This is a genomic window from Frigoribacterium sp. CF331, from assembly GCF_057787905.1.
In genome coordinates this window covers 1854052-1880211 of record NZ_CM173545.1, presented here as the reverse complement: position 1 = coordinate 1880211, position 26160 = coordinate 1854052, and the positions used below count along the sequence as shown (strand labels likewise).

The window sequence follows — 26160 nt, the reverse complement described above, 5'->3', positions numbered from 1 at the left end:
TTCCCGGGCTTCGGGGCGCCCGACCTGTGGACAACCACTCCCCGGCGCCCTCGGATCGCTAGCGTCGTCGACATGAGCACCACCGCCACGACGCCGTCGTCAGCCGCCCCCGCCGTCCCCCCGGGGCGCGACCTCGTCGTCGACCTCGCCCGCGTCTTCTGCGTCCTCCTGGTCGTGGCGATCCACGTGATGATGGTCGGCGTCGCCGTCGACGACTCGGGGGCCGTCGTCGCGAACCAGCCGCTGCAAGAGCAGTCGTGGTTCCCGCTCTCGACCTGGGCCGGGCAGATCATGCCGCTCTTCTTCGTCGTGGGTGGTTTCGCCAGCGCGACGGCGTGGGCGGGGGCGCGACGACGCGGGGCGGACGCGGGCGACTTCGTCCGCGGTCGACTGCTGCGGCTCGCCCGGCCGGCAGCCGCCGTGTTCGTCGTGCTCGCCCTCGCCCTCGCCGTCGCGACCGCCGTCGGCGTCGACCCCGCGTTGATCGACGTCGCGGCCACCGGCGTCGGCACGCCCTTCTGGTTCCTCGCCGCCTACGGCATCACCCAGCTGTTCGTGCCCGTGATGGCGCGGTTGCACGCGTCCCGTCCCTGGGCGACCCTGTCAGCCCTCGCCGTGGCCGCCGTCGTGGTCGACGCGGTCCGGTACGGCACCGGCGTGACCGAGGTGGGCCTGCTCAACCTCGCGTTCGTCTGGCTGTTCGTCCAGCAACTCGGCTTCGCGTACGCCGACGGGCTCTTCGGCCGGACGCCGCGGCTCGTGCTGGTGGCCGTCGCCGCCCTGGGCTACGCGTCGCTCGTGCCCCTGACGACGGCGGGCCCCTGGTCCGACGACATGCTGCGCAACCTCAACCCGCCGACCGTGCCGCTGATGGTGCTCGGGGTGGCGCAGATCTGCGTGCTCTCCCTGGTGCATCCCGTCCTGTCGCGCCTGATGTCGACCGCCCCGGCCCGCACCGTCGTCTTCGCGCTCGGCAGCCGCGGCATGACGATCTACCTCTGGCACCTCCCCCTGCTCGTCGCCCTGCTCGGGGTGCTGCTGGCCCTGGGCGGCCCGCTCCCGCAGCCCGCGACGGCCACCTGGTGGTGGACCCGCATCCCGGTCTGGGCCCTCGTCATCGGGCTCGCCTGCCTGGTGTCGGTGGCGACGGCACGGTTCGAGCTGCCCCCGCGAGCGCTCCCCGAGGGCAGGCGCCGCGCCTCCTGGTGGTCGATCGGGGTGGCGGCCGTCCTCGTCATCGGCCCGCCGTTCGACGTCATGCAACAGGGGCTCGACCTGCGCAACGCCGTCGCCGGGGCCGTCTGCCTGCCCGTGGCCATCTGGCTGCTCGGCCGGTCGCGCCCCGTCGGCGAGCTGCCGCTCGCGTCCTCCGCATCGCCTCGGGCCGTCTCGCAGAGGGGCGGTGCCACGGCGGGGTAGACGCCCGGCCGACGGGGGGATCGGCCGGGCGTCCGGCGGTCTCGGGGCGGATCAGGAACCCGTCGACCGGAAGCGAGACGGAAGACCCGATCACGAGGCCCGAACTCCGTCCGCTGACACCACTGTGCGGCTCGATCCGATGATCCGGCTGACAAGACCCTCGCATTCTGCTGACGATCGCCGGAAGCGCCCCTCGGGCACCTCCGTCACCACCACCGGGAGGCGCGCGCGGCTGCCGTAGACTCGTCGCGTCCACCCGTTGACGCCTCTGCAGGAGTAAACCAGTGCCCACAATCGTCGTCGAGGTCATGCCCAAGGCTGAACTGCTCGACCCCCAGGGCAAGGCCGTCGCCGGCGCCCTCTCCCGTCTCGGCAAGGGGGCGTTCACGGACGTCCGCATCGGCAAGCGCTTCGAGGTCACGGTCGAGGGCGAGGTGACCGAGGCCGTCCTGGCCGACGTCCGCGAGCTCGCCGACGACATGTTCTCGAACTCGGTCATCGAGGACGTCGTCTCGATCACCGTCGCCGACGACGCCACCACGACCCGCTGATGCGCGTCGGCGTCGTCACCTTCCCCGGCTCCCTCGACGACCGTGACGCGCAGCGCGCGGTCCGACTCGCGGGCGGCGAGCCCGTCGCCCTCTGGCACGGCGACCACGACCTGAAGGGCGTCGAGGCGATCATCCTGCCCGGCGGCTTCAGCTACGGCGACTACCTGCGCGCCGGCGCCATCGCCTCGTTCTCGCCGATCATGGCCGACGTCGTCGACGCCGCGAACGCGGGCATGCCCGTGCTGGGCATCTGCAACGGGTTCCAGATGCTCGCCGAGGCCCGCCTCGTCCCGGGCGCGCACACCCGCAACGCTCACCAGCAGTTCATCCGCCGCGACCAGCGCCTCGTCGTCGAGAACGCCCGCACCGACTGGACGAACGGCTTCACCGAGGGTCAAGAGATCACGATCCCCCTCAAGAACGCCGACGGCCGTTTCATCGCCGACGCCGAGACCGTCAAGCGGATCGAGGGCGAGGGCCAGGTCGCCTTCCGTTACGTCGGCGTCAACCCGAACGGTTCGATGGACGACATCGCCGGCGTGACCAACGCCCGCGGCAACGTCGTCGGCCTCATGCCGCACCCCGAGCACGCCGTCGAAGAGGGCTTCGGCCCCGACACCCCCGCCGCGATGTCGAGCGGCGTCGACGGCCTGACCTTCTTCACGTCCGTTCTCGAGAGGGCCCTCGCCAAGTGACCGACCAGACCGACCGCGCCCCGCACGACGCCGAGATGATCGACGTCCGCCCCGAGGGCCACGTGCCCGACACCGTGGCGAACGCCGCGGCGACGCCCGACCGCGAGCAGCCCTACGGCGCCCTGGGCCTGAAGTCCGACGAGTACGAGAAGATCCGCGAGATCCTCGGCCGCCGCCCCACGAGCGGCGAGCTCGCCATGTACTCGGTGATGTGGAGCGAGCACTGCTCGTACAAGTCGAGCAAGATCTACCTGCGCCAGTTCGGCCAGAAGGTCTCGCCCGCCATGAAGAAGAACCTCATGGTCGGCATGGGCGAGAACGCGGGCGTCGTCGACGTCGGCGGCGGGTGGGCGGTCACCTTCAAGGTCGAGTCGCACAACCACCCCAGCTACATCGAGCCGTTCCAGGGCGCCGCCACCGGCGTCGGCGGCATCGTCCGCGACATCATCTCCATGGGTGCTCGTCCCGTGGCGGTCATGGACCAGCTGCGATTCGGCGACATCGACGCGGCCGACACCGCCCGCGTGGTCGACGGCGTCGTCGGCGGCATCAGCTTCTACGCCAACTGCCTCGGCCTGCCCAACATCGGTGGCGAGACCTACTTCGACGCCGTGTACCAGGGCAATCCCCTGGTCAACGCGTTGGCGGTCGGCGTGCTGCGGCACGAAGACCTGCACCTGGCGAACGCCCGGGGCGTGGGCAACAAGGTCGTCCTGTTCGGTGCCCGCACGGGCGGCGACGGCATCGGCGGTGCGTCGATCCTCGCCTCCGACACGTTCTCGTCCGGTGGGCCCACCAAGCGCCCGGCCGTCCAGGTCGGCGACCCGTTCGCCGAGAAGGTGCTCATCGAGTGCTGCCTCGAGCTGTTCCGCGACGAGCTCGTCGAGGGCATCCAAGACCTCGGGGCGGCCGGCATCAGCTGCGCCACCTCCGAACTCGCCTCGAACGGCGACGGCGGCATGTTCATCGAGCTCGACAACGTCCTGCTGCGTGACCCGTCGCTGACGGCCGAAGAGATCCTGATGAGCGAGAGCCAGGAGCGCATGATGGCCGTCGTGCGTCCCGAGAAGCTCGACGCGTTCCTCGCCGTCGTGGCGAAATGGGACGTCGAGACGAGCGTGCTCGGCGAGGTCACCGACACCGGCCGACTGGTCATCAACTGGCACGGCGAGGAGATCGTCAACGTCGAGCCTCGCACGGTCGCCGTCGACGGCCCCGTCTACGAGCGTCCCGTCGCCTACCCGAGCTGGATCGACGCCCTGCAGGCCGACGGTGCGTCGTCGCTGCCCCGCCCCACCGGCAACGCCGTGCTGCGCGAGCAGTTCCTCGAGCTGCTCGGCTCGCCCAACCTGGCCGACAAGAGCTGGGTCACGAACCAGTACGACACCTACGTGCTCGGCAACACGGCGCTCAGCTTCCCCGACGACGGCGGCATGATCCGCGTCGACGAAGAGACCGGTCTCGGCTTCGCGATCGCGACCGACGCGAACGGCCGCTACTGCCAGCTCGACCCCAAGCAGGGCGCGCGCCTGGCCCTGGCCGAGGCGTACCGCAACGTCGCCGTGACCGGTGCCGTGCCGGCCGCGGTCACCGACTGCCTGAACTTCGGCAGCCCGGAGGACCCCGAGGTCATGTGGCAGTTCTCGCAGGCCGTCGAGGGCCTCGCCGACGGCTGCCTCGAGCTCGAGATCCCGGTGACCGGCGGCAACGTCTCGTTCTACAACCAGACCGGCACGAACCCGATCCACCCGACGCCCGTGGTCGGCGTGCTCGGCGTGATCGACGACGTCGCGAAGCGCATCCCGTCGGGCTGGCAGGACGAGGGCGACAACATCTACCTGCTCGGCACGACCGCGCTCGAGCTCGACGGCTCGGCCTGGGCCGGTGTCGTGCACGACCACCTCGGCGGCCGTCCGCCGGCGGTCGACCTCGCGGCCGAGGCCCGTCTCGCGCAGCTGCTGCACGCCGGGGGCGACCAGTCGCTCATCGCGGCCGCGCACGACCTGAGCGACGGCGGCCTGGGGCAGGCACTGGCCGAGGCGGTCCTCCGTTTCGGCGTCGGTGCGCGCGTCTGGCTCGGCGAGGTGCTCGAGCGCGACGGCATCGACGTCGCCACGGCCCTGTTCAGCGAGTCCACGGGCCGCGTCATCGTCTCGGTCCCCCGTGAGGACGACGTGCGCTTCCGCGGTCTGTGCGAGGGACGTGGCTACCCCGTGGCGCGCATCGGAGTGACCGACGCCGAGTCGGGCACCCTCGAGGTGCAGGACGTCTTCACGGTTGCGATCGACGAGTTGCGGAGCACGCACCGCGGCACCCTGCCGGCCCGTTTCGGAGCAACGATCGGCGAGTAGGCCCCCGTTCCTCCCCGATCCGGGCGAGTCCGTCGGAACCGGTCGTCAGCAGACGACCGACGTCCACGGACTCGCCCGTCTCCGTCTCAGCGCCCTTCCGGCCGGCGCATCTCGGCCCCCCGTTCGGCGAAGCCCTGCCCCTGCGGCCGGCGAAGCTCGGCCCCCCGTTCGGCGAAGCCGAACACGCCGCCGGAGGCGGCCAAACCAGCACGAACAGCAATGCCCCCGGACCAAAGGTCAGGGGGCATGCATTGCTGGGGTACCTGGACTCGAACCAAGAATAACTGAACCAGAATCAGTCGTGTTGCCAATTACACCATACCCCAATGACAACGACCGTCAGGTCTTCGTCACTGCTCGGCCCATCACCTGGACCGACGTCTACTGTACAGCATCCGCCAGGTGCTCGAGGCCACCGATGAGGTCGCGGTTGATCACCGCGGCCACGCGTGCCCCGTCACCGGCGGCCACGATCAGTTGCTGTGGGCCGGGGGCGGTGCTCTCGCCCGCGGCGTAGAGCCCGCGCACGGACGTGCGGCCGTGTCCGTCGACGACGAGCAGGCCGTCGTCGTCGAGATCGGCCCCGGTCGCGGCGACGTAGTCGAGCGCCGCCGACCATTCGGGCCGCACGAAACCACCGGCGCGGGGCACGGTCGTCCCGTCCTCGAGCACGACGCCGCGCATGCCGTCGCGGTCGCCGTCGATGCTCGTGACCCGTCGCCGCTCGACCCGGATGCCGCGGGCGGCCAGGAGCTGCTCGTCGTCCGCGCCGACGACGTCGGACCCGTGGGTGAAGACGATCAGGTCGTCGGTCCACTGCGACAGCAGGAGGGCCCGCTCGGTCAGGTCGGGGTGCTCACCGATCAGGGCGAGGGGCTGGTCGCGTTTGTCGTACCCGTCGCACTCGATGCAGCTGTGGACGTACGTGCCGTAGAAGGCGCGCAGCTGGCCGACGTCGGGCAGCGTCTCGCTGAGACCGGTGGTCACGAGGACGACGCCGGCCACCGCGGACGACTGCTGCCCGCGGAACTCGCACGACACCTCGAACCCACCGTCGACGGGTCGCACGTCGGTCGCGAGCGTCTGCCGGTGCTCGGCGCCCTCGTAGCCCAAGAACTCGTCACGCCCGAGCTTGCGCAGCTCGAGGGGCGAGATCCCGTCGCGGGTGAGGTAGCCGTGCGACAGCAGCGTGGCCGAGTTGCGCGGCCGGTTGCTGTCGATCAGCAGCACGCGGCGTCGGGCACGGACGAGGTTGAGCGCCGCGCTCAGCCCCGCAGGCCCTCCCCCGATGACGGCGACGTCGTAGCGCTCGGTCATGGTCGCTCGGCGAGGGCCGTCAGGCGGCGGAGCGTCGACTCGCGGCCGAGGATCTCCATCGACTCGAACAGCGGCGGGCTGACCCGTCGCCCCGACAGGGCGACGCGCAGCGGCCCGTACGCGACCCGGGGCTTGAGCCCCAGCTCGTCGACCAGCGCCGCCTTGAGGGCGGCCTGGATGGGCTCGTGCGTCCAGTCGGTCACGCCCTCGAGCGCAGCCGAGGAGGCGCGCAGCACCTCGCCGGACCGCTCACCCAACGAGCCCAGCGCGTCGTCGTCGTACACCAGCTCGTCGTCGCCCACGAAGAGGAACCCGAGCATGCCGCGAGCCTCGGAGAGCAGCGTCATGCGCTCCTGGACGAGGGGCGCCGCCAGAGCCAACACGGACCGTTCGGCCGCGGTGGGAGGCGTGCTGACGATGCCGTCGAGGTACGGCAGGAGGCGCTCGGTGAAGTCGTCGACCTCGAGCAGGCGGATGTGGTCTCCGTTGATCGACTCGGCCTTCTTGACGTCGAAGCGAGCGGGGTTGGGGTTGACGTCCATCACGTCGAAGGCGGCCACCATCTCGTCGATGGAGAACACGTCGCGATCGTGGGTCAGCGACCAGCCCAGCAAGGCCAGGTAGTTGACGAGCCCCTCGGGGACGAAGCCACGATCACGGTGGTGGAAGAGGTTCGATTCGGGGTCGCGCTTGGAGAGCTTCTTGTTGCCGTCGCCCATGACGTACGGAAGGTGCCCGAAGCGCGGGACGAAGCTCGTGACACCGAGCTCGACGAGTGCCTCGTAGAGGGCGATCTGGCGAGGCGTCGACGACAGGAGGTCTTCACCACGCAGCACGTGCGTGATGCCCATCAGGGCGTCGTCGAGCGGGTTGACGAACGTGTACAGCGGGACGCCGTTCGGGCGCACGACCACGAAGTCGCTGAACGAGCCGGCGGGGAAGGTGATCTCACCACGCACGAGGTCGTCGAAGCTGAGGTCGCGGTCGGGAACCCGCAGGCGAAGTGCTGGTTGGCGCCCCTCGGCACGGAACGCGGCGCGCTGTTCGTCGGTCAGGTCACGCTCGAAGTTGTCGTAACCCTGTTTCGGGTCGCGACCCTTGGCGATGTTGCGCGCCTCGATCTCTTCCCCCGTGGCGAAGCTCTCGTACAGCAGCCCCCGCTCGAGCAACTGGTCGATGACGCCCCGGTAGATGTCGTGGCGCTGCGACTGGCGGTACGGTCCGTGAGGCCCACCGGCGTCGACGCCCTCGTCCCAGTCGATGCGGAGCCACCGCAGCCCGTCCAGGATCTGCTCGTAGCTCTCTTCGCTGTCACGAGCTGCATCGGTGTCTTCGATGCGGAAGACGAGCTTGCCGCCCGTGTGCCGGGCGTAGGCCCAGTTGAAGAGGGCGGTTCGGATGAGGCCGACGTGCGGCGTACCGGTGGGCGAGGGGCAGAACCGCACGCGCACATCGGTGCCGGTGGCGGTCGAGAAGGGAGCAGACATCGATGACGATCTTACCGGCGGCCGGCCCCGTGATCAGCGTTAAACGCAGAAAGGCCCCTTCCGAAGAAGGGGCCTTTCTGGTGTATCCCAAAAGGAGTCCGGCGGTGTCCTACTCTCCCACAAGGTCCCCCTTGCAGTACCATCGGCGCTGAGAGTCTTAGCTTCCGGGTTCGGAATGTGACCGGGCGTTTCCCTCTCGCTATGGCCGCCGAAACATCTACCACACACCATGCCTGGTGGTGAAGTCTGTTTCAGACCATGCGCCAAACCGTAAGGTGTGGCGTCTTGTCTGTGTTTAGTTGTTGTGTGTTTCGTTGTTCCCGACCGTATTTCGGGAACCACATAGTGGACGCAAGCAGCTTTCCCCCGCCTCTACAGGGAGGGAGTGTTGTCAAGTTATCGGCTTATTAGTACCGGTCAGCTCCATGGGTCGTTAGTCCCCACTTCCACATCCGGCCTATCAACCCAGTAGTCTAGCTGGGAGCCTCTCACCCCGAAGGGTATGGAAATCTCATCTCGAAGCCGGCTTCCCGCTTAGATGCTTTCAGCGGTTATCCGTTCCGAACGTGGCTAATCAGCGGTGCCCTTGGCAGGACAACTGACACACCAGAGGTTCGTCCATCCCGGTCCTCTCGTACTAGGGATAGATCTTCTCAAATTTCCTACGCGCGCAGCGGATAGGGACCGAACTGTCTCACGACGTTCTAAACCCAGCTCGCGTACCGCTTTAATGGGCGAACAGCCCAACCCTTGGGACCTACTCCAGCCCCAGGATGCGACGAGCCGACATCGAGGTGCCAAACCATGCCGTCGATATGGACTCTTGGGCAAGATCAGCCTGTTATCCCCGAGGTACCTTTTATCCGTTGAGCGACAGCGCTTCCACAAGCCACTGCCGGATCACTAGTCCCGACTTTCGTCCCTGCTCGACTTGTCAGTCTCACAGTCAAGCTCCCTTGTGCACTTACACTCGACACCTGATTGCCAACCAGGTTGAGGGAACCTTTGGGCGCCTCCGTTACTTTTTGGGAGGCAACCGCCCCAGTTAAACTACCCACCAGGCACTGTCCCAGAACCGGATCACGGTTCGTAGTTAGATATCCAAAGTGACCAGAGTGGTATTTCAACAATGACTCCACCTGAACTAGCGTCCAAGCTTCACAGTCTCCCACCTATCCTACACAAGCCACTCCGAACACCAATACCAAGCTGTAGTAAAGGTCACGGGGTCTTTCCGTCCTGCTGCGCGTAACGAGCATCTTTACTCGTAGTGCAATTTCGCCGAGTTCGCGGTTGAGACAGCTGGGAAGTCGTTACGCCATTCGTGCAGGTCGGAACTTACCCGACAAGGAATTTCGCTACCTTAGGATGGTTATAGTTACCACCGCCGTTTACTGGGGCTTAAATTCTGAGCTTCGCTTGCGCTAACCCTTCCTCTTAACCTTCCAGCACCGGGCAGGCGTCAGTCCGTATACATCGTCTTGCGACTTGGCACGGACCTGTGTTTTTAGTAAACAGTCGCTTCCCACTGGTCTCTGCGGCCTTTCCCGCTCCGGGAGTAAATCCCATCACGGTTCCGGCCCCCCTTCTCCCGAAGTTACGGGGGCATTTTGCCGAGTTCCTTAACCACGATTCTCTCGATCTCCTTGGTATTCTCTACCTGACCACCTGAGTCGGTTTGGGGTACGGGCGGCTTGAACCTCACGTCGATGCTTTTCTCGGCAGCATAGGATCACTGATTTCCCCCAATCGGGGTACGCATCGGATCTCAGGCGCATTGACGACGGATTTGCCTATCGTCAGCCCTACATCCTTACACCAGGTTCACCTTACGGATACCATCGCCTGGCTCAGCTACCTTCCTGCGTCACACCTGTTAATACGTTAACCGCACCAGCATGGGGTCGAGCGTTAGACCGGCCGGCATCACCCCGAAGGGATCCACTCAGCCGGGTTAGGACTCTTAGCACCACTGGATTAGCTTGGGCGGTTCTTCGCCGGTACGGGAATATCAACCCGTTGTCCATCGACTACGCCTGTCGGCCTCGCCTTAGGTCCCGACTTACCCAGGGCGGATTAACCTGGCCCTGGAACCCTTGGTCTTTCGGAGGACGGGTTTCTCACCCGTCTTTCGCTACTCATGCCTGCATTCTCACTCGTGTGGCCTCCACGGCTGGTTTACACCGCCGCTTCACTGGCCACACGACGCTCTCCTACCACTCCGTACGACTGAACCACGAAGGCTTGTCTATAATACGAAATCTACAACTTCGGTGGTGTGCTTGAGCCCCGTTACATTGTCGGCGCGGAATCACTTGACCAGTGAGCTATTACGCACTCTTTCAAGGGTGGCTGCTTCTAAGCCAACCTCCTGGTTGTCTATGCAACTCCACATCCTTTCCCACTTAGCACACGCTTAGGGACCTTAGTTGGTAGTCTGGGTTGTTTCCCTCTCGACGATGAAGCTTATCCCCCACCGTCTCACTGCTGCGCTCTCACTTACCGGCATTCGGAGTTTGGCTGACGTCAGTAAGCTTTTGGGCCCCATCGGCCATCCAGTAGCTCTACCTCCGGCAAGAAACACGCAACGCTGCACCTAAATGCATTTCGGAGAGAACCAGCTATCACGAAGTTTGATTGGCCTTTCACCCCTATCCACAGCTCATCCCCTCAGTTTTCAACCTAAGTGGGTTCGGTCCTCCACGACGTCTTACCGTCGCTTCAACCTGGCCATGGATAGATCACTTCGCTTCGGGTCTAGGACATGCGACTGTATCGCCCTATTAAGACTCGCTTTCGCTACGGCTACCCCACACGGGTTAACCTCGCCACATATCGCTAACTCGCAGGCTCATTCTTCAAAAGGCACGCTGTCACCCCTACAAGGAGGCTCCAACGGTTTGTAAGCAAACGGTTTCAGGTACTATTTCACTCCCCTCCCGGGGTACTTTTCACCTTTCCCTCACGGTACTTGTCCGCTATCGGTCATCTGGGAGTATTTAGGCTTATCAGGTGGTCCTGACAGATTCACACGGGATTTCTCGGGCCCCGAGCTACTTGGGATACCCATTCAGCCAGCGCCAGCATTTCGGCTACGGGGTTCGCACCCTCTATGACCAGCCATTCAAAGCTGTTCGCCTATACTGCGCTGTAACTGCTCCTGTCCGGCAGAACAGGACAACGGGTCCCACAACCCCGACCATGCAACGACCGCCGTCTATCACACATGACCGGTTTAGCCTCTTCCGATTTCGCTCGCCACTACTGACGGAATCACTGTTGTTTTCTCTTCCTGTGGGTACTGAGATGTTTCACTTCCCCACGTTCCCTCTACCCGCCCTATATATTCAGGCGGGAGTCACCAGACATAACGCCTGGCGGGGTTTCCCCATTCGGAAATCCTCGGATCAGGGCTCGATTATCAGCTCCCCGAGGCTTATCGCAGATTTCTACGTCCTTCTTCGGCTCCAGATGCCAAGGCATCCACCGTTTGCTCTTAGAAACTTGACCACAAAGTTGCTGCCAGCCAAAGACCGGCAGCGTCAGTGTTATCTCATTCGCCAACCACACCCCGAAGGGCGGGTTGGTCTAAGAAATTGCACTTAGTATCACAAACAACAACCAACCCGAAGGCCGGCAATTCTTTGCGACTAAGATGCTCGCGTCCACTGTGTAGTTCTCAAAATACGGGCGGCACCATGATCACCCTGCCATTGATGCAGGACTTTCATGGCCCAGAGGTAAAACCCCCACACCAAGTGTGGGTGCTTGGTCCCTCAGGACCCAACAGCGTGCATGCCCTCCACCTTGAACACCCTCACCTTCCAGACACCACGAAGGTGCCGTACTAGCGCTGATGCTCTCCGCGAAGAGCCATCGTCAATGTTCCACCCATGAGCGCCGGCCGAAGACATTCGCTTCGAAACCGACTTGACCCGAAACTCCCCGTGTAAACAGCGGGGCGGGTACATGCTCCTTAGAAAGGAGGTGATCCAGCCGCACCTTCCGGTACGGCTACCTTGTTACGACTTAGTCCTAATCACCGATCCCACCTTCGACAGCTCCATCCACAAGGGTTAGGCCACTGGCTTCGGGTGTTACCGACTTTCATGACTTGACGGGCGGTGTGTACAAGGCCCGGGAACGTATTCACCGCAGCGTTGCTGATCTGCGATTACTAGCGACTCCGACTTCATGAGGTCGAGTTGCAGACCTCAATCCGAACTGAGACCGGCTTTTTGGGATTCGCTCCACCTTACGGTATCGCAGCCCTTTGTACCGGCCATTGTAGCATGCGTGAAGCCCAAGACATAAGGGGCATGATGATTTGACGTCATCCCCACCTTCCTCCGAGTTGACCCCGGCAGTCTCCTATGAGTTCCCACCATAACGTGCTGGCAACATAGAACGAGGGTTGCGCTCGTTGCGGGACTTAACCCAACATCTCACGACACGAGCTGACGACAACCATGCACCACCTGTATACCGACCTTGCGGGGCGACCATCTCTGGACGTTTCCGGTATATGTCAAGCCTTGGTAAGGTTCTTCGCGTTGCATCGAATTAATCCGCATGCTCCGCCGCTTGTGCGGGCCCCCGTCAATTCCTTTGAGTTTTAGCCTTGCGGCCGTACTCCCCAGGCGGGGAACTTAATGCGTTAGCTGCGACACGGAGACCGTGGAATGGCCCCCACATCTAGTTCCCAACGTTTACGGCGTGGACTACCAGGGTATCTAATCCTGTTCGCTCCCCACGCTTTCGCTCCTCAGCGTCAGTTACGGCCCAGAGATCTGCCTTCGCCATCGGTGTTCCTCCTGATATCTGCGCATTCCACCGCTACACCAGGAATTCCAATCTCCCCTACCGCACTCTAGTCTGCCCGTACCCACTGCAGGCTGGGGGTTGAGCCCCCAGATTTCACAGCAGACGCGACAAACCGCCTACGAGCTCTTTACGCCCAATAATTCCGGACAACGCTTGCACCCTACGTATTACCGCGGCTGCTGGCACGTAGTTAGCCGGTGCTTTTTCTGCAGGTACCGTCACTTTCGCTTCTTCCCTACTAAAAGAGGTTTACAACCCGAAGGCCGTCATCCCTCACGCGGCGTTGCTGCATCAGGCTTTCGCCCATTGTGCAATATTCCCCACTGCTGCCTCCCGTAGGAGTCTGGGCCGTGTCTCAGTCCCAGTGTGGCCGGTCACCCTCTCAGGCCGGCTACCCGTCGTCGCCTTGGTGAGCCATTACCTCACCAACTAGCTGATAGGCCGCGAGTCCATCCTTGACCAAAATTCTTTCCAACTCCTAGCCATGCGGCTGAAGCTCGTATCCGGTATTAGACGCCATTTCTAGCGCTTATCCCAGAGTCAAGGGCAGGTTACTCACGTGTTACTCACCCGTTCGCCACTAATCCCTGGAGCAAGCTCCAGTTCATCGTTCGACTTGCATGTGTTAAGCACGCCGCCAGCGTTCGTCCTGAGCCAGGATCAAACTCTCCGTAAAAGAAAAAACAGCACAACCGGAATAGGCCATGACTGCTGAATTTGATGCTGACTAAAGAACAAAACAATCTGACGATTGTTGTTGTCCATCAATCTCAAAGAAACCTATACACCACTCACAACCCCACCAAACGGTAAAGCCACAAGCAATGCCAGGGTATAATTTGGCATTTGACAATGTGCACGCTGTTGAGTTCTCAAGGACCAAACGCACCGGGGACCCAGCCTGAGTAGACCTTTGCCCTGGGCAGTTCTGTAACCTTCTTGCACTGACGATGATCTCAAGTCCGTGCCGATGTCCCTTGCGGAACGAGCCGTAACTCTACATCATCTTGTTCAGTGTTCGCAACTCGCTTGGTCCGAGGCTGTGAAGCAACTCGAGGACTTGGAAGTTGGTCCCGCTTGAGGCCGGAGGATCTTCGCTCCGCCGCACCTTTGGGGTGACGAGTGATTACTTTACACACGACCTGGCGGGTGTGACCAAACCTCCGTGCATCCCGGGCGTGTCGCGCCGCCGATGCCCGGAATTCCGGGGTTCTACCCCAGCGGCAGGACGAGCACCGCCCCGAGCGAGACGGTGGCGATGACGATCCAGGACGCGAGACCGACGAACACCGCGCGACCACCGGTGCGGACGAGGCGCTCGAGGCGGATGCCCGACCCGAGGCCGACGAGCGCGAGTCCGAGCAGGACCGACTGGACCGTGCCCGCGGTCGAGAGCAGCGCCTCCGGAAGGGGGACCACCGTGCGGACGAGCACCATGGCCGCGAAGCCCGCGACGAAGAGCGGGACGATCGGCGGGCGTGCTCCGCCGTCGGCGCCCTGCCGGCGGACGACCGTCGAGGTGATCGCCACGACGGGCGCGAGCATCAGCACCCGCGTGAGCTTGACGACCACCGCGACGGCGAGAGCCGCGGCGCCGGCGGTCTGGGCGGTGGCCACCACCTGGCCGACGTCGTGCACGCTCGCCCCCACCCAGGCGCCGAACTCGAGGTCGGTCAGGCCCACCCATCCGCCGACCACGGGGAGGACCGCGATGGCGAGGGTGCCGAACAGCGTGACGAGGGCGACGGGGGTCGCGGCGTCCTTGCCGCGGTCGCGGGTGACGGCGCTCATGGCGCCGACGGCCGAGGCTCCGCAGATCGAGAAGCCGGCCGCCAGCAGGAGGGGCTGGTCACCGGGCAGTCGGGCCCATCGCCCGAGCAGGTAGGTGACCGCGAAGGTCAGCACGAGGATCGCGACCACGACGACGATCGTCACCCAGCCGAGGCCGGCGACGTCGACCAGGCTGAGCTGGAGGCCGAGCAGCACCACCCCGATGCGCAACAGACGCTTGGCCGCGAGGGTGAGTCCTGGCCCCCAGCTGCCGTCGAGTCGCGGGCGGAGGGGCCGGACCTGGGCGACGGCGATGCCGAGCAGGACGCACCAGGTGAGCACCGGCACCGCCGGCAGCAGGAGGTGCAGCACCCAGGCCACCCCGTAGGCGACCCCGGCGAGGGCGAGCCCCGGCACCGACTGCGCGCGCGAGGGCGCGGCGACGGCGGACGGGCTCACGGGACGGGCCTAGACCCGGTTCTTGGCGGGGTTGATCAACGAGCCGATGCCCGAGATCGCGACCTCGACGGTCTGGCCCGAGGTGAAGGGGCCGATGCCCGAGGGCGTGCCGGTCAGGATGACGTCACCGGGCAGGAGCGTGAAGACGTCGGTGACGTACTCGATCAGCTCGGGGATCTTGTGGATCATCTGCATCGTCGACTCGCGTTGCATGACCTCGCCGTCGACGCGCGTCTCGATCGTCGCGTCGGTCCAGTCGAACTCGTTCTCGATGTACGGCCCGAGCGGGAGGAAGGTGTCGTAGCCCTTGGCCCGCGTCCACTGGCCGTCGGCGTTCTGCACGTCGCGCGCCGTGACGTCGTTGGCCACGGTGTAGCCGAACACGACGTCCTGGTAGTCCTCGGCCTTGACGCGCTTGGCGATCGAACCGATGACGACGGCGAGCTCGCCCTCGAAGTCGACCCGCCCCACGTCGGGCGGCAGCTGGATCGAGTCGCCGAAGCCGATGACCGTCGTGTTCGGCTTGAGGAACAGGATCGGTGCCTCGGGCGCGGACTGACCGAGCTCGTCGGCGTGGTCCTGGTAGTTGAGGCCGACGCCCACCACCTTGGAGCGTGGGATCACCGGCGCGAGCAGCTTCGCCTGACGCAGGGACACCCGCTCGCCCGTGGTCTCGTACCCGCTGTACATCGGGTCGCCGGCGAGGACGATGAGCTCGCGCTCGTCGACGATGCCGTAGCGGGGGTCTTCTCCTGGCGTGGCGAAACGGGCGATCTTCACGCGTCGAGCCTAGTCATCCAGCCGTGGACGTCGGGACGACGGCCGTACTGGATGTCGGTCAGCTCTTCGCGGAGCGACATGGTCAGCTCGCCGCCGGACGCGGCGGGCGAACCGATGTGGATGCCCTCGCCCTTGAGCTCGGCGATGGGGACGACGACGGCGGCCGTGCCGCAGGCGAAGACCTCGACGATGTCGCCGGACTCGACGCCGTCACGCCACTCGTCGATCGTCACGCGCCGACGCTCGACGCGGTGCCCCCTGGCCTCGGCCAGCTCGAGGATCGAGTCGCGCGTGATGCCCTCGAGGATCGAGTCGCTGTCGGGGGTGACGAGGGTGCCGTCCTTCTTCACGAGCACCACGTTCATGCCGCCGAGTTCTTCGATGTAGGCGCTCTCGGACGAGTCGAGGAACAGCACCTGCTGGCAGCCGTTCTCGTAGGCCTCTTGCTGCGGCAGCAGTGACGACGCGTAGTTGCCGCCGGTCTTGGCCGCGCCCGTGCCGCCCTTGCCCGCGCGGGCGTAGTTCGTGGTCAACCAGATCGAGACGGGGGAGACGCCACCGCTGAAGTAGGCACCCGCCGGGCTCGCGATGACGTGGTACGACACCTCGTGCGCGGCGCGGACGCCGAGGAACGCCTCGGTGGCGATCATGAACGGTCGCAGGTACAGGCTCGTCTCGGGCGCCGAGGGCACCCAGTCGAGGTCGGCCCGGACGAGCTGGCGGACCGACTCGACGAAGTCGTCGGTGCTGAGCTCGGGCAGCGCCAGCCGGCGGGCCGAGCGCTGCAGGCGTCGACCGTTGGCGTCCGGGCGGAACGACCAGACCGAACCGTCGGCGTGGCGGTAGGCCTTCATGCCCTCGAAGATCTCTTGCGCGTAGTGCAGCACCGAGGCGGACGGATCGAGCTGCAGCGGGCCGTACGGGTGCACGGACGCGGCGTGCCACCCGTCGGCCAGGGTCCACTCGATCGTGACCATGTGGTCGGTGAAGTGCTTGCCGAAGCCGGGGTCGCTGAGGATCGTCTCGCGCTCGGCGTCGTCGCGGGCCGTCTCGGACGGCGTCAACTCGAACTGCAGGGGGAAGCCGGCCGGGTCGTCGGTCGGGGCGGAGACGTGGTCGGTGGTGGTCATGATGCCCTTCAGGCGGAGGCAGACGGGGACAGGGTGCGGACGCGGTCGGCGATGGCCGTGCCGATCTCGGCGGTGCGGCGGGCGGGCAGCGACGACTCACGCGAGGCACGGTCGGCGACGTCGTCGTCGACGGCCCGGGTGACGCGGGCGGCGGCCTCGGGCAGGCCGAGGTGTTCGAGCAGCAGGGCGACGGAGAGGATCGCCGCGGTCGGGTCGGCCTTCTGCTGGCCCGCGATGTCGGGGGCCGAGCCGTGCACCGGTTCGAACATGCTCGGGAACGCCCCGTCGGGGTTGACGTTGCCCGACGCCGCGAGGCCGATGCCGCCGCTGATGGCGCCGGCGAGGTCGGTGAGGATGTCGCCGAAGAGGTTGTCGGTGACGATGACGTCGAAGCGGGAGGGGTCGACGACCAGGTGGATCGTGGCCGCGTCGACGTGCTGGTAGTCGACCGTCACGTCGGCGTACTCGGCCGCGACGGCGTCGACGGTGCGCTGCCACAGGCTGCCCGAGAAGACGAGCACGTTGGTCTTGTGCACGAGGGTCAGTCGGCCCCGGCGACTGCGCGCCTTCTCGAAGGCGAACCGCACGACGCGCTCGACGCCGTAGGCCGTGTTGACGCTGACCTCGTTGGCGATCTCGTGCGGCGTGCCCTGCCGGAGCGCGCCGCCGTTGCCGACGTAGGGCCCCTCGGTGCCCTCGCGGACGACGACGAAGTCGACCTCGCCGGGCGACGAGAGCGGCGAGGGCACGCCGGGGTGCACCTTGGTCGGCCGCAGGTTGACGTAGTGGTCGAGGGCGAAGCGCAGCTTCAGCAACAGGCCGCGCTCGATGATGCCCCCGGCCAGGCGGGGGTCGCGCGGGTCGCCTCCGACGGCACCGAGCAGGATCGCGTCGTGCGACGCGACGGCCGCGAGGTCGTCGTCGGTCAGGACGTCGCCCGTCTCGAGGTACCGTGCCGCACCGAGCGAGAACGTCGTCACGTCGAACGTCGCGTCGTCACCCGCCGCGACCTCGAGCACCTTCAGCGCCTCGGCGACGACCTCGGGGCCGATGCCGTCTCCGGGGATGGCGGCGAGTCTGACGGTGCGGGGCATGGTTCTCCTGGCGTCTCGGGGGGCTCGCCACACTTTACCCGTGGCCGCGGCGGCCGCGGGGGCCGCGAGGCAGGGGCCGGTCCACCCGTGCCGGGGTGGCCCGGTCGAGGCGGGGCTTCAGTCGGCCGAGGAGGCGCGGCGCAGGGTCGTGAGCGCGACCACCACCGCGGCGACCATCACCAGGGCCCCGACCCCGGCCGTGACGACGAGCCCCTGGTCGAAGGCGTCGGTCGCGGCGTGCAGCAGGGAGCCCGCGAGGTCGTCGGGCAGCCCGGACGAGACCGCCACCGCGCCTCCCAGGGTCTCGCGGGCGGCCTCGCCGACCTCGGTCGGCACCCCCGCCGGGACGACCAGCGCGCCCCGGTAGATGGCGGTCAGCATGCTGCCGAGCACGGCGGTGCCGAGCACGGCGCCGACCTCGTAGGCGGTCTCGGACACCGCGGACGCCGCGCCCGCCCGGTTCGCGGGCACGGCCGCGATGATGAGGTCGTTCGAGATCGTCTCGGCCGCGCCGACGCCCAGCCCGACGAAGGCGAAGGCCACGACGAAGACGACGACCGGGGCCCCGGCGCCGGTGGCCCAGACCGCCGCGTAGGCCAGGGCGGCCGAGGCGAGGCCGAGCGCGACGATGGTGCGCGGGCGCAGCCACCGGACGACCCGCACGACGCCGAGGCCGGCCAGGATCATGACGACGAGGCCGGGGACGAGCGTCGTCGCGGCCTGCAGCGGACGCAGGCCGACGACCAGCTGCAGGTGCTGGGTCGTGAAGAACAGGAAGGCCACGAGCGCCACGACGGCGAGCAGGTTCACCATCACCGACCCGGCGAACACGGGGTTCGTGAAGAGGCGCACGTCGAGCAACGGACGCGGGCGAGCGAGCTGGCGGCGGACGAACAGCCAGCCCGAACCGACGCCGACGACGGCCAGCACGACGACCGGCCAGACGAGGCCGTCGGTCGCGAGCAGCTTGATCGCCGCGACGACCGGGGCCATCGCCGCCAGCGAGAGCACGACCGACAGCGGGTCGGCCGGCCCGGGGTCGGGGTCGCGACTCTCGGTCAACAGCAGCGGGCCCGCGATGACGAGGGGGACGAGCACGGGCACGGCGATCAGGAAGACCGATCCCCAGGCGAAGTGCTCGAGCAGCACGCCGCCGACGATCGGCCCGAGGGCGGAGCCTGCGGCGAAGCCAGACGCCCAGACGGCGATCGCGAGACGGCGCTGCTCCCGGTCGAGGAAGGTGCTGCGCAGCAGCGACAGCGTCGCCGGCATGATCATCGCCCCGAAGAAGCCCAGCACGGCGCGGGCCGCGATCAGGTGCTCGGCGCTGGTCGAGAAGGCCGCGAGCACCGAGACGACGGCGAAGCCGCTCGCCCCGATCAGCAGCAGCTTGCGGCGACCGAAGCGGTCGCCCATCGACCCCATCGCCACCAGCAGCCCGGCGAGGACGAGCGAGTACACGTCGACGATCCAGAGCTGCCCCGCGGCGCTCGGCTGCAGGGCGGTCGAGATCTCGGGCAGGGCGAAGCTCAGCACGGTGTTGTCGACCGAGACGAGCAGCACCGGCAGCATCAGCACGACCAGCGCGGCCCACTGACGTCGGCCGGCCCGGGGCGGGACGCCGGTCGGGCTCGTGACGGGGACGGAGGCGGGGCGGGTCATGGTGCTCTCTCGAGATCGGTCGGTCGCGATGCGACGGGGCGGAGGTGGACGACCGAGGGTGCACCTCGGTCGCGGCGATCGGCCGGCTCCGGCAGCAGACGTGGCCAGGAGGCGCGGGTGCTGACCGTCCGGACGGTACAGTTACACCGTCCAGACGGTACAGTAACAGAATGAGCCCCCGACCGTCAGCCCGAGAGTCGATGCTCGACACGTTCGAGGCGCTCGTCGTCGACGAGGGCGAGCGTGCCGCGACCTTCGACGCCGTGGCCGCCGCCGCCGGGGTCTCGAAGGGCGGGCTGCTGTACCACTTCCCGACGCGCGAGGCCCTGGTCGACGCCCTCGTCGACCGGCTCTCCACCCTGCTCGACGACGACGTCGCCGCGATGACCAGCGCCCCGGAGGGCGTCGTGGACTACTTCGTCCGCACCTCGTCGCCCGCGGCCATCCCGGCGGACGACCCCCTCGACCGGTGCATCACCGCCGTCTCGAACCTGGCGGCCAGCGGCCGGCACCCCAGGGCCCTCGAGGCCCTGACCGCGATGCAGGCCCGCTGGCACCAGGTCGTGCTGGACTCCGTCGGCGACCCCGCGGTCGCCCGGGTGGTGTCGCTCGTGTCGGACGGGCTGTACTTCACGCCGCGGCCGTTCTCGCCGAGCGAGTCGGGCGGCGACCCGAGGCACGACGCGTCGATCGACGACGTCATCGCCGTGCTGCAGCGGCTCGTGCCGCGCGCCTGACCCGCGCCTCCTCGGTACTCGGGCCCCCCGCCGAGATGGTGTTGCGCGAGGGTGGGCGTCGGCCGACCCGTGGGGCCCCGGCGGTCAGACGGCGACGATGCAGGCCGGGCTGCCGGTGGTGAAGAGGTCGACGGGGGCGCCGGGCAGGCCCGTCGCCTCGTCGAGGGGCAGCACCGAGACGGTGTCGGACCCCTGGTTGGCGCAGTAGAGCAGGCCGTCGGCGATGGCGAAGTGGCGCGGCCAGGCTCCACCGCAGGGCACCTGGCCGACCAGGCGCAGCCGCGTGGGCTCGGCCCCGTCGGAACCGCCCTCGGTGTCGACCGAGGGCTCGAGCACGCTGATCGTGTCGCGGCCGCGGGTGGCGACGTACACGCGCGAGCCGTGCACGGCGAGGTGCGACGGGAGGTCGCCCTGCTCGTTCGGCTCGCCCTCGACGACGGCCACCGAGTACGCGACGACGAGTTCGTCGCCCTGACGCCGGAGCACGTACAGGCGCGCGTCGAGTTCGCCGACGACCAGCAGGTCGTCGCCGAGCCGGGCGAGGTGCCGCGGGCCCGAACCGGCGGGCATCGCGTGGACGGCGACGACCGACGGCTCGAGCGTGACGGTGTCGACGGTGATCTCGATCAGCCGGTCGGTGCCGAGGTCGCTGACGACGTGGGTGCCCCACGGGGTCGGGACGATCTGGTGGGCGTGCGGCCCCCCTTGACGCTCGACGACGGGGCCGGAACCCGCCGGGAGCGCGACCGAGGCGGTGACGCGTGTCGGGTCGGTGGCCTCGGAGCTCAGCACGCCGAAGGTGCCGCCGGCGTAGTTGGCCACGAGGAGGGCGTTCGAGGCCGGGTCGTGCGCGATGTGACAGGGCGAGGCCCCACCGGAGGCGGCGACGCCCGCCTCGACCAGCCGTCCGGCCGCGATCGTGTACGAGAGCACGCGCCCCTCGGTCGTCTCGGCGACCGCGTGCAGCGCCCCCTCGGTGACCACGAGGAACGACGGGTCGTCGGCCTCGACGACCTGCCCGGCCTGCCAGCGGCCGTCGGCCCGCGAGCGTTCGAGCACCGTGATGCCGGTGCCGTGACCACCGCTGACCGCCGTGTACGACCCGACGTACAGCCGCTGCGGGGCGTCCGCCCGGACGTCGCTCACGACCGGCTCGCGCCGAGGTCGTCGCCGGCGGCGATCCGCTCGTGGTGGTGGATCACCTCGGCGACGATGAAGTTCAAGAAGGACTCGGCGAAGGCCGGGTCGAGCTGGGCCTCTTCGGCCAGGCGCCGCAGGCGCTGGATCTGCACGCGTTCACGCTCGGGATCGCTGGCGGGCATGCCCGCCGCCGCCTTGAGCAGGCCGACGGACTGCGTGTACTTGAACCGTTCGGCGAGCATGTGCACGAGCGCGGCGTCGATGTTGTCGATGCTCTGACGGATGCCCGAGAGCTCGTCGATCGCGCCCTGGTCGGCCGAGCTGAGGGGGCTGTCCGCCCCGAGAGGACTGTCGAGTGCCATGGACCGACCCTATCGGCGACGTCGGCGACGAGGCCGCCGACGGCCCGCCCGCGGACGAAGGAGGCGCGTCCCGCTCTCGCAGGACGCGCCTCCTTCTCGGCCGGGTGCGGCCGGGTGCGGCCGGGTGCGGCCGGGTGCGGTCAGTCGACCAGCGTCAGCGTGACCTCGACGTTGCCTCGCGTGGCGTTCGAATACGGGCACACGTGGTGCGCCGCGTCCGCGAGCTCCTGTCGGCGCCCGGGCTCGACGTTCGGCGTGTAGATGTCGAGCTCGACCGCGAGGCCGAACCCGCCCTCGCCGTTGCCGCCGATGCCGACGCTCGCCGATACCTCGGCACCGGTCGTGTCGACGCCGAGCTTCTTGCCGGCGCCGTGCATGGCGCTGAGGAAGCAGGCGGCGAAGCCCGCGGCGAACAGCTGCTCGGGGTTGGTGCCCTCGCCCGAACCGCCCAGCTCTTTCGGCGGACGCGTGTCGAAGTCGAGTCGGTCGTCTTCGCTGCGGACGTGGCCGTCACGACCCCCGCCGGTGGCGTGGGCGATGGCGGTGTAGGCGATGTCGAGTGTCATGAGGAGAAGACCATACCTAGATTCTGGGAGTTGGCTCGGGGGCGGGTGAGTGTGGTAGCGCGGCTCAGCCGAGCAGGTCGTGACGCTGCACGATGGCGTCGCGACCGGGGCCGACGCCGATGGCCGAGATGCGGGCGCCGCTCATCGCCTCGACGGCGAGGACGTAGTCCTGGGCGGCCTTCGGCAGGTCGTCGAACTCGCGGGCGCCGGTGATGTCCTCGCTCCAGCCGGGGAACTCCTCGTAGATCGGCGTCGCGTGGTGGAAGTCGCTCTGCGAGACGGGCACCTCGTCGTGACGGACGCCGTCGACGTCGTACGCCACGCAGACCGGGATGGTCTCGAGTCCGGTCAGCACGTCGAGCTTCGTGAGCACGAAGTCGGTGACGCCGTTGATGCGGGCCGTGTAGCGCGCGATCGGGGCGTCGTACCAGCCGCAGCGACGCGGACGGCCGGTGGTCGTGCCGAACTCGAAGCCGTTGGCCCGCAGGAACTCTCCCGAGGCGTCGAAGAGCTCGGTCGGGAACGGCCCGGCACCGACGCGGGTGGTGTACGCCTTGACGATGCCGATGACCCGCTCGATGCGGCCCGGGCCGATGCCCGAGCCGGTCGAGGCCCCGCCGGCGGTCGCCGACGACGACGTGACGAACGGGTACGTGCCGTGGTCGACGTCGAGCATGGTCGCCTGACCCGCCTCGAACAGCACGGTCTTGTCGGCCTCGAGCGCCTGGTGGATCTCGAGCGCGGTGTCGGCGACCATCGGCTTGAGGCGCTCGGCGTACGACAGCAGCGACTCGACGACCTCGTTGACCTCGATCGCCCGGCGGTTGTAGATCTTGACGAGCAGGTGGTTCTTCTGGTCGAGGGCCGCCTCGACCTTCTGCCGCAGGATGCCCTCGTCGAAGATGTCCTGCACGCGGATGCCGACGCGGTTGATCTTGTCGGCGTAGGTCGGCCCGATGCCGCGACCGGTCGTGCCGATCTGGCGCTTGCCGAGGAAGCGCTCGGTCACCTTGTCGAGGGTGCGGTGGTAGTGCGTGATGACGTGCGCGTTCGCGCTGACCCGCAGCCGCGAGACGTCGATGCCGCGGGCGATCAGTGCGTCGAGCTCGTCGAACAGCACCTCGATGTCGACGACGACGCCGTTGCCGATGACGGGCGTGACGCCGGGCGAGAGGATGCCGGAGGGCAGCAGGTGCAGCGCGTACTTCTGGTCGCCGATCACCACCGTGTGGCCCGCGTTGTTGCCGCCGTTGAACTTGACGACGTAGTCGATGCGGCTCGACAACAGGTCGGTGGCCTTGCCCTTGCCCTCGTCGCCCCACTGGGCTCCGATGATCACCACTGCTGGCACGGGTCTCTCCTCACGTCGGGGGAACGCACCGGGTGAGGTGCACTTGAGTCTACCGGCAGCCGCGTCCGGGCCGCCCGGTGGCGGTCGGGAGGCGCGGTGCCGGTCGACCCGGCGGCACCGGTGGCCATTTGTGGTTTCTTACGACAAACTGTGCCCATGAGTCTCGTCGCCGGGGTCGACTCCTCGACCCAGAGTTGCAAAGTCGTCGTCCGTGACCTCTCGACGGGCGAACTCGTCCGTCAGGGGTCGGCCGGGCACCCCGAGGGCACCGAGGTGCCTCCGGCGGCCTGGTGGGAGGCGCTGCTCGCGGCGATCGCGGACGCCGGCGGACTCGACGACGTCGCCGCCCTCTCGATCGCCGGGCAGCAGCACGGGCTCGTCGCCCTCGACGCCGACGGGCGCGTCGTCCGCGACGCCCTGCTCTGGAACGACACCCGCAGCGCGCCTGCCGCCCGCGACCTGACCGCCGAACTGGGCGCGGGCGCCTGGGCCCGGCGCACGGGGTCGGTGCCCGTCGCCTCGTTCACCGCGACGAAGCTGCGCTGGCTGCGCGACGCCGAGCCCGAGGCCGCGGCGCGGGTGGCTGCGGTGGCCTTGCCGCACGACTGGCTGACCTGGCGCCTCCTCGGTTTCGGCCCCGCCGACGAGAGCCCGCTCGGGCCCGACCTCGACGCCCTGGTCACCGACCGCTCGGACGCCAGCGGCACCTCGTACTGGAGCCCCGCCGCCGAGGGGTACGACCTCGACCTGTTCGAGCACGCCTTCGGCCGCGCGGCTCGCGAGGCGCGCGGCGCCGGGGAGGCCGGCGCCGACGCCGACGCCGGCACCGATGCCGACGCCGATGCCGACGGGCGCGTCGTGTTGCCGCGCGTGCTGCCGGCCGACGCGGCGGCCGGGACGACGGTCGCGAACGGCCCGGTGCCCGCCGGCGTCGTCGTCGGCGCCGGGGCGGGCGACAACGCCGGCGCGGCCCTCGGGCTCGACGCCACCGTGGGCGACCTCGTGATCAGCATCGGCACGAGCGGCACGGCGTTCGCCGTCACCGACCGCCCCGTCACCGACCCGAGCGGCACCGTGGCGGGCTTCGCCGACGCGGCCGGCGGCTACCTCCCGCTGATCGCCACCTTGAACGCGGCCCGCGTGCTCTCGTCGATCGGCGGGCTGCTGGGCGTCGACCACGACGAGCTGGCCCGCCTGGCCCTGGCGGCCGAACCGGGCGCCGGTGGCGTCACGCTCGTGCCCTACTTCGAGGGCGAGCGCACCCCCGACCTGCCCGACGCCACGGCCACCCTGTCGGGCCTGACCCTGGCGAGCTCGACCCGCGAGAACCTGGCGCGGGCCGCCGTCGAGGGCATGCTGTCGGCCCTCGCCGACGGCGCCGCCGCGGTCCGCCGACAGGGGGTCGAGGCCAGCAGGGTGCTGATCATCGGCGGGGCCGCCCTGAACCCCGCGGTGCAGGCCGTCGCCCGCCAGGTGTTCGACCTGCCCGTCGTCGTGCCCGAGCCCGGCGAGTACGTCGCCGACGGTGCGGCACGGCAGGCCGGCTGGGCCCTCTCGGGGACGCGACCGACCTGGGCGCCGGCGACCAGCGCCTCCTTCGACTCCGACCTGCGCCCCGCCGTCGGCGAGCGCTACCGGGCGGCGCAGGGGTTGGGGTCGCTGCCGCGACCGTGACCCGGCGCGCGCCGGGGCGTCACCACGCGGGAGGCGCGGGTGGCGGCGTCTAGGATCGGGCCATGCCCAGCGACCCGGCCAGCACGCGCACGACCATGGCCGAGGACTACCTCAAGGTCATCTGGAAGGCCGAGGAATGGGCCGTCGAGGGGGCCGACTCCGGCATCTCGACCAACGAGATCGCCGCCACCCTCGGGGTCAGCGCCTCGACCGTCTCGGGCAACCTGCGCAAGCTGCACCGCGACGGCTACCTCGACTACGAGCCCTACCGGCGCATCGCGCTGAGCGACGAGGGTCGGGCGATCGCGGTGTCGATGGTCCGCCGGCACCGCCTGATCGAGACGTACCTCGTCGAACGGCTCGGATACGGCTGGGACGAGGTCCACGACGAGGCCGAGGTGCTCGAGCACGCGGTCAGCGACCGGCTGCTCGACCGCTTCGACGTCGAGCTCGGGCACCCGACGGCCGACCCGCACGGCGACCCCATCCCCGCGGCGGACGGCACGGTCGTGCGCCCGCCCGCCCACCCGCTGGGCGACTTCGTCGAGGGCGAGTGCGGCTTCGTCGTGCGCGTCTCGGACGACGAGCCCGAGCTGCTGCGCTACCTCAGCTCGCTCGACCTGCGCGTCGGCGCCCACGTCCGGGTCGGCGAGCGCCGCGACTACGCCGGATCGCTGCAGGTCGTCCTGACCGACGCGCACGACCGGGCGGTCGGCAGCGTCGAGCTGGCCGGCGTCGCGGCGTCGTCGGTCTGGGCGAACTCCGAGCCGCACACGCACGCCTGAGCCCTG

General features: G+C 68.1%; 18 protein-coding genes, 1 tRNA gene and 3 rRNA genes. 7 read left to right on the top strand and 15 right to left on the bottom strand.

Annotated features, from left to right (window positions below; translation table 11 throughout):
- The first annotated feature begins 72 nt into the window (after positions 1-72).
- From AC3CCI_RS08775 to purL, 4 genes are all read left to right on the top strand, one after another.
- Positions 73-1419, top strand: coding sequence for an acyltransferase family protein (locus AC3CCI_RS08775; protein WP_488626898.1), 1347 nt, complete (start codon positions 73-75; stop codon positions 1417-1419).
- A gap of 284 nt (positions 1420-1703) precedes the next feature.
- Complete coding sequence (purS, locus tag AC3CCI_RS08770; protein ID WP_354595477.1) at positions 1704-1970, top strand: phosphoribosylformylglycinamidine synthase subunit PurS; 267 nt, start codon at positions 1704-1706, stop codon at positions 1968-1970.
- On the top strand, positions 1970-2665 hold the full coding sequence (purQ, locus tag AC3CCI_RS08765; RefSeq protein WP_354595478.1) for a phosphoribosylformylglycinamidine synthase subunit PurQ: 696 nt from the start codon (positions 1970-1972) through the stop codon (positions 2663-2665). The genes purS and purQ overlap by 1 nt, the downstream gene beginning before the upstream one ends.
- A 35-nt stretch (positions 2666-2700) precedes the next feature.
- Positions 2701-5016: a phosphoribosylformylglycinamidine synthase subunit PurL gene (purL, locus tag AC3CCI_RS08760; RefSeq protein ID WP_488628677.1), complete on the top strand. Its 2316-nt coding sequence runs from the start codon at positions 2701-2703 to the stop codon at positions 5014-5016.
- A 254-nt stretch (positions 5017-5270) separates the two neighbouring features.
- On the opposite strand, the gene AC3CCI_RS08755 is transcribed toward purL, so the two are convergent.
- The 11 genes from AC3CCI_RS08755 to AC3CCI_RS08705 form a co-directional block, all read right to left on the bottom strand.
- Positions 5271-5342: transfer RNA gene (locus tag AC3CCI_RS08755), tRNA-Gln, on the bottom strand.
- Between the two features lie 55 nt (positions 5343-5397).
- Entirely contained in the window at positions 5398-6333 is a 936-nt protein-coding gene (locus AC3CCI_RS08750; RefSeq protein ID WP_488626897.1) for an NAD(P)/FAD-dependent oxidoreductase, read from the bottom strand.
- Positions 6330-7820 (bottom strand): glutamate--tRNA ligase, encoded by a 1491-nt coding sequence (gene gltX, locus AC3CCI_RS08745; RefSeq protein WP_488626896.1) that lies wholly within the window; start codon positions 7818-7820, stop codon positions 6330-6332. Before gltX ends, AC3CCI_RS08750 begins: the two co-directional genes overlap by 4 nt.
- Before the next feature lie 96 nt (positions 7821-7916).
- A 5S ribosomal RNA gene (rrf, locus tag AC3CCI_RS08740) occupies positions 7917-8033 on the bottom strand.
- A gap of 174 nt (positions 8034-8207) precedes the next feature.
- Positions 8208-11330: ribosomal RNA gene (locus AC3CCI_RS08735) — 23S ribosomal RNA — on the bottom strand.
- Between the two features lie 470 nt (positions 11331-11800).
- A 16S ribosomal RNA gene (locus AC3CCI_RS08730) occupies positions 11801-13320 on the bottom strand.
- The 16S, 23S and 5S rRNA genes sit together here, the layout of an rRNA operon.
- Before the next feature lie 536 nt (positions 13321-13856).
- Positions 13857-14873, bottom strand: a complete 1017-nt coding sequence (locus AC3CCI_RS08725; RefSeq protein ID WP_488626895.1) for a YeiH family protein — start codon at positions 14871-14873, stop codon at positions 13857-13859.
- 9 nt (positions 14874-14882) lie between these two features.
- Positions 14883-15653 carry a fumarylacetoacetate hydrolase family protein gene (locus AC3CCI_RS08720; protein ID WP_354595196.1) on the bottom strand — a complete coding sequence of 257 codons (771 nt, stop codon included), beginning with the start codon at positions 15651-15653 and terminating at the stop codon, positions 14883-14885.
- The gene (locus AC3CCI_RS08715; RefSeq protein ID WP_056260682.1) at positions 15650-16783 is read right to left on the bottom strand and encodes a branched-chain amino acid aminotransferase; all 1134 of its coding nucleotides are present in this window, start codon (positions 16781-16783) and stop codon (positions 15650-15652) included. The genes AC3CCI_RS08720 and AC3CCI_RS08715 overlap by 4 nt, the downstream gene beginning before the upstream one ends.
- Positions 16784-16791: 8 nt before the next feature.
- Entirely contained in the window at positions 16792-17877 is a 1086-nt protein-coding gene (locus AC3CCI_RS08710; protein ID WP_354595198.1) for a 3-isopropylmalate dehydrogenase, read from the bottom strand.
- Between the two features lie 117 nt (positions 17878-17994).
- Positions 17995-19539: an MFS transporter gene (locus AC3CCI_RS08705; RefSeq protein ID WP_488626894.1), complete on the bottom strand. Its 1545-nt coding sequence runs from the start codon at positions 19537-19539 to the stop codon at positions 17995-17997.
- 170 nt (positions 19540-19709) lie between these two features.
- On the opposite strand from AC3CCI_RS08705, the gene AC3CCI_RS08700 reads away from it, so the two are divergent.
- Positions 19710-20276, top strand: coding sequence for a TetR/AcrR family transcriptional regulator (locus tag AC3CCI_RS08700; RefSeq protein ID WP_488626893.1), 567 nt, complete (start codon positions 19710-19712; stop codon positions 20274-20276).
- An 84-nt stretch (positions 20277-20360) separates the two neighbouring features.
- On the opposite strand, the gene AC3CCI_RS08695 is transcribed toward AC3CCI_RS08700, so the two are convergent.
- The 4 genes from AC3CCI_RS08695 to AC3CCI_RS08680 all read right to left on the bottom strand — a co-directional run bounded on the left by AC3CCI_RS08695 (position 20361) and on the right by AC3CCI_RS08680 (position 23695).
- Positions 20361-21422, bottom strand: coding sequence for a lactonase family protein (locus AC3CCI_RS08695; RefSeq protein ID WP_488626892.1), 1062 nt, complete (start codon positions 21420-21422; stop codon positions 20361-20363).
- A complete protein-coding gene (locus AC3CCI_RS08690) occupies positions 21419-21778 on the bottom strand; it encodes a chorismate mutase (RefSeq protein WP_354595202.1) in 360 nt (119 codons plus the stop codon). Before AC3CCI_RS08690 ends, AC3CCI_RS08695 begins: the two co-directional genes overlap by 4 nt.
- A gap of 140 nt (positions 21779-21918) precedes the next feature.
- A complete protein-coding gene (locus AC3CCI_RS08685) occupies positions 21919-22344 on the bottom strand; it encodes an organic hydroperoxide resistance protein (protein ID WP_123520388.1) in 426 nt (141 codons plus the stop codon).
- Positions 22345-22408: 64 nt separating this feature from the next.
- Entirely contained in the window at positions 22409-23695 is a 1287-nt protein-coding gene (locus tag AC3CCI_RS08680; protein WP_488626891.1) for an adenylosuccinate synthase, read from the bottom strand.
- Positions 23696-23851: 156 nt separating this feature from the next.
- On the opposite strand from AC3CCI_RS08680, the gene AC3CCI_RS08675 reads away from it, so the two are divergent.
- Together AC3CCI_RS08675 and AC3CCI_RS08670 are read left to right on the top strand one after the other, a co-directional pair.
- Positions 23852-25369, top strand: coding sequence for an FGGY family carbohydrate kinase (locus AC3CCI_RS08675; protein ID WP_488626890.1), 1518 nt, complete (start codon positions 23852-23854; stop codon positions 25367-25369).
- Between the two features lie 62 nt (positions 25370-25431).
- Positions 25432-26154: a metal-dependent transcriptional regulator gene (locus AC3CCI_RS08670; RefSeq protein WP_488626889.1), complete on the top strand. Its 723-nt coding sequence runs from the start codon at positions 25432-25434 to the stop codon at positions 26152-26154.
- The last annotated feature ends 6 nt before the right edge of the window (positions 26155-26160 follow it).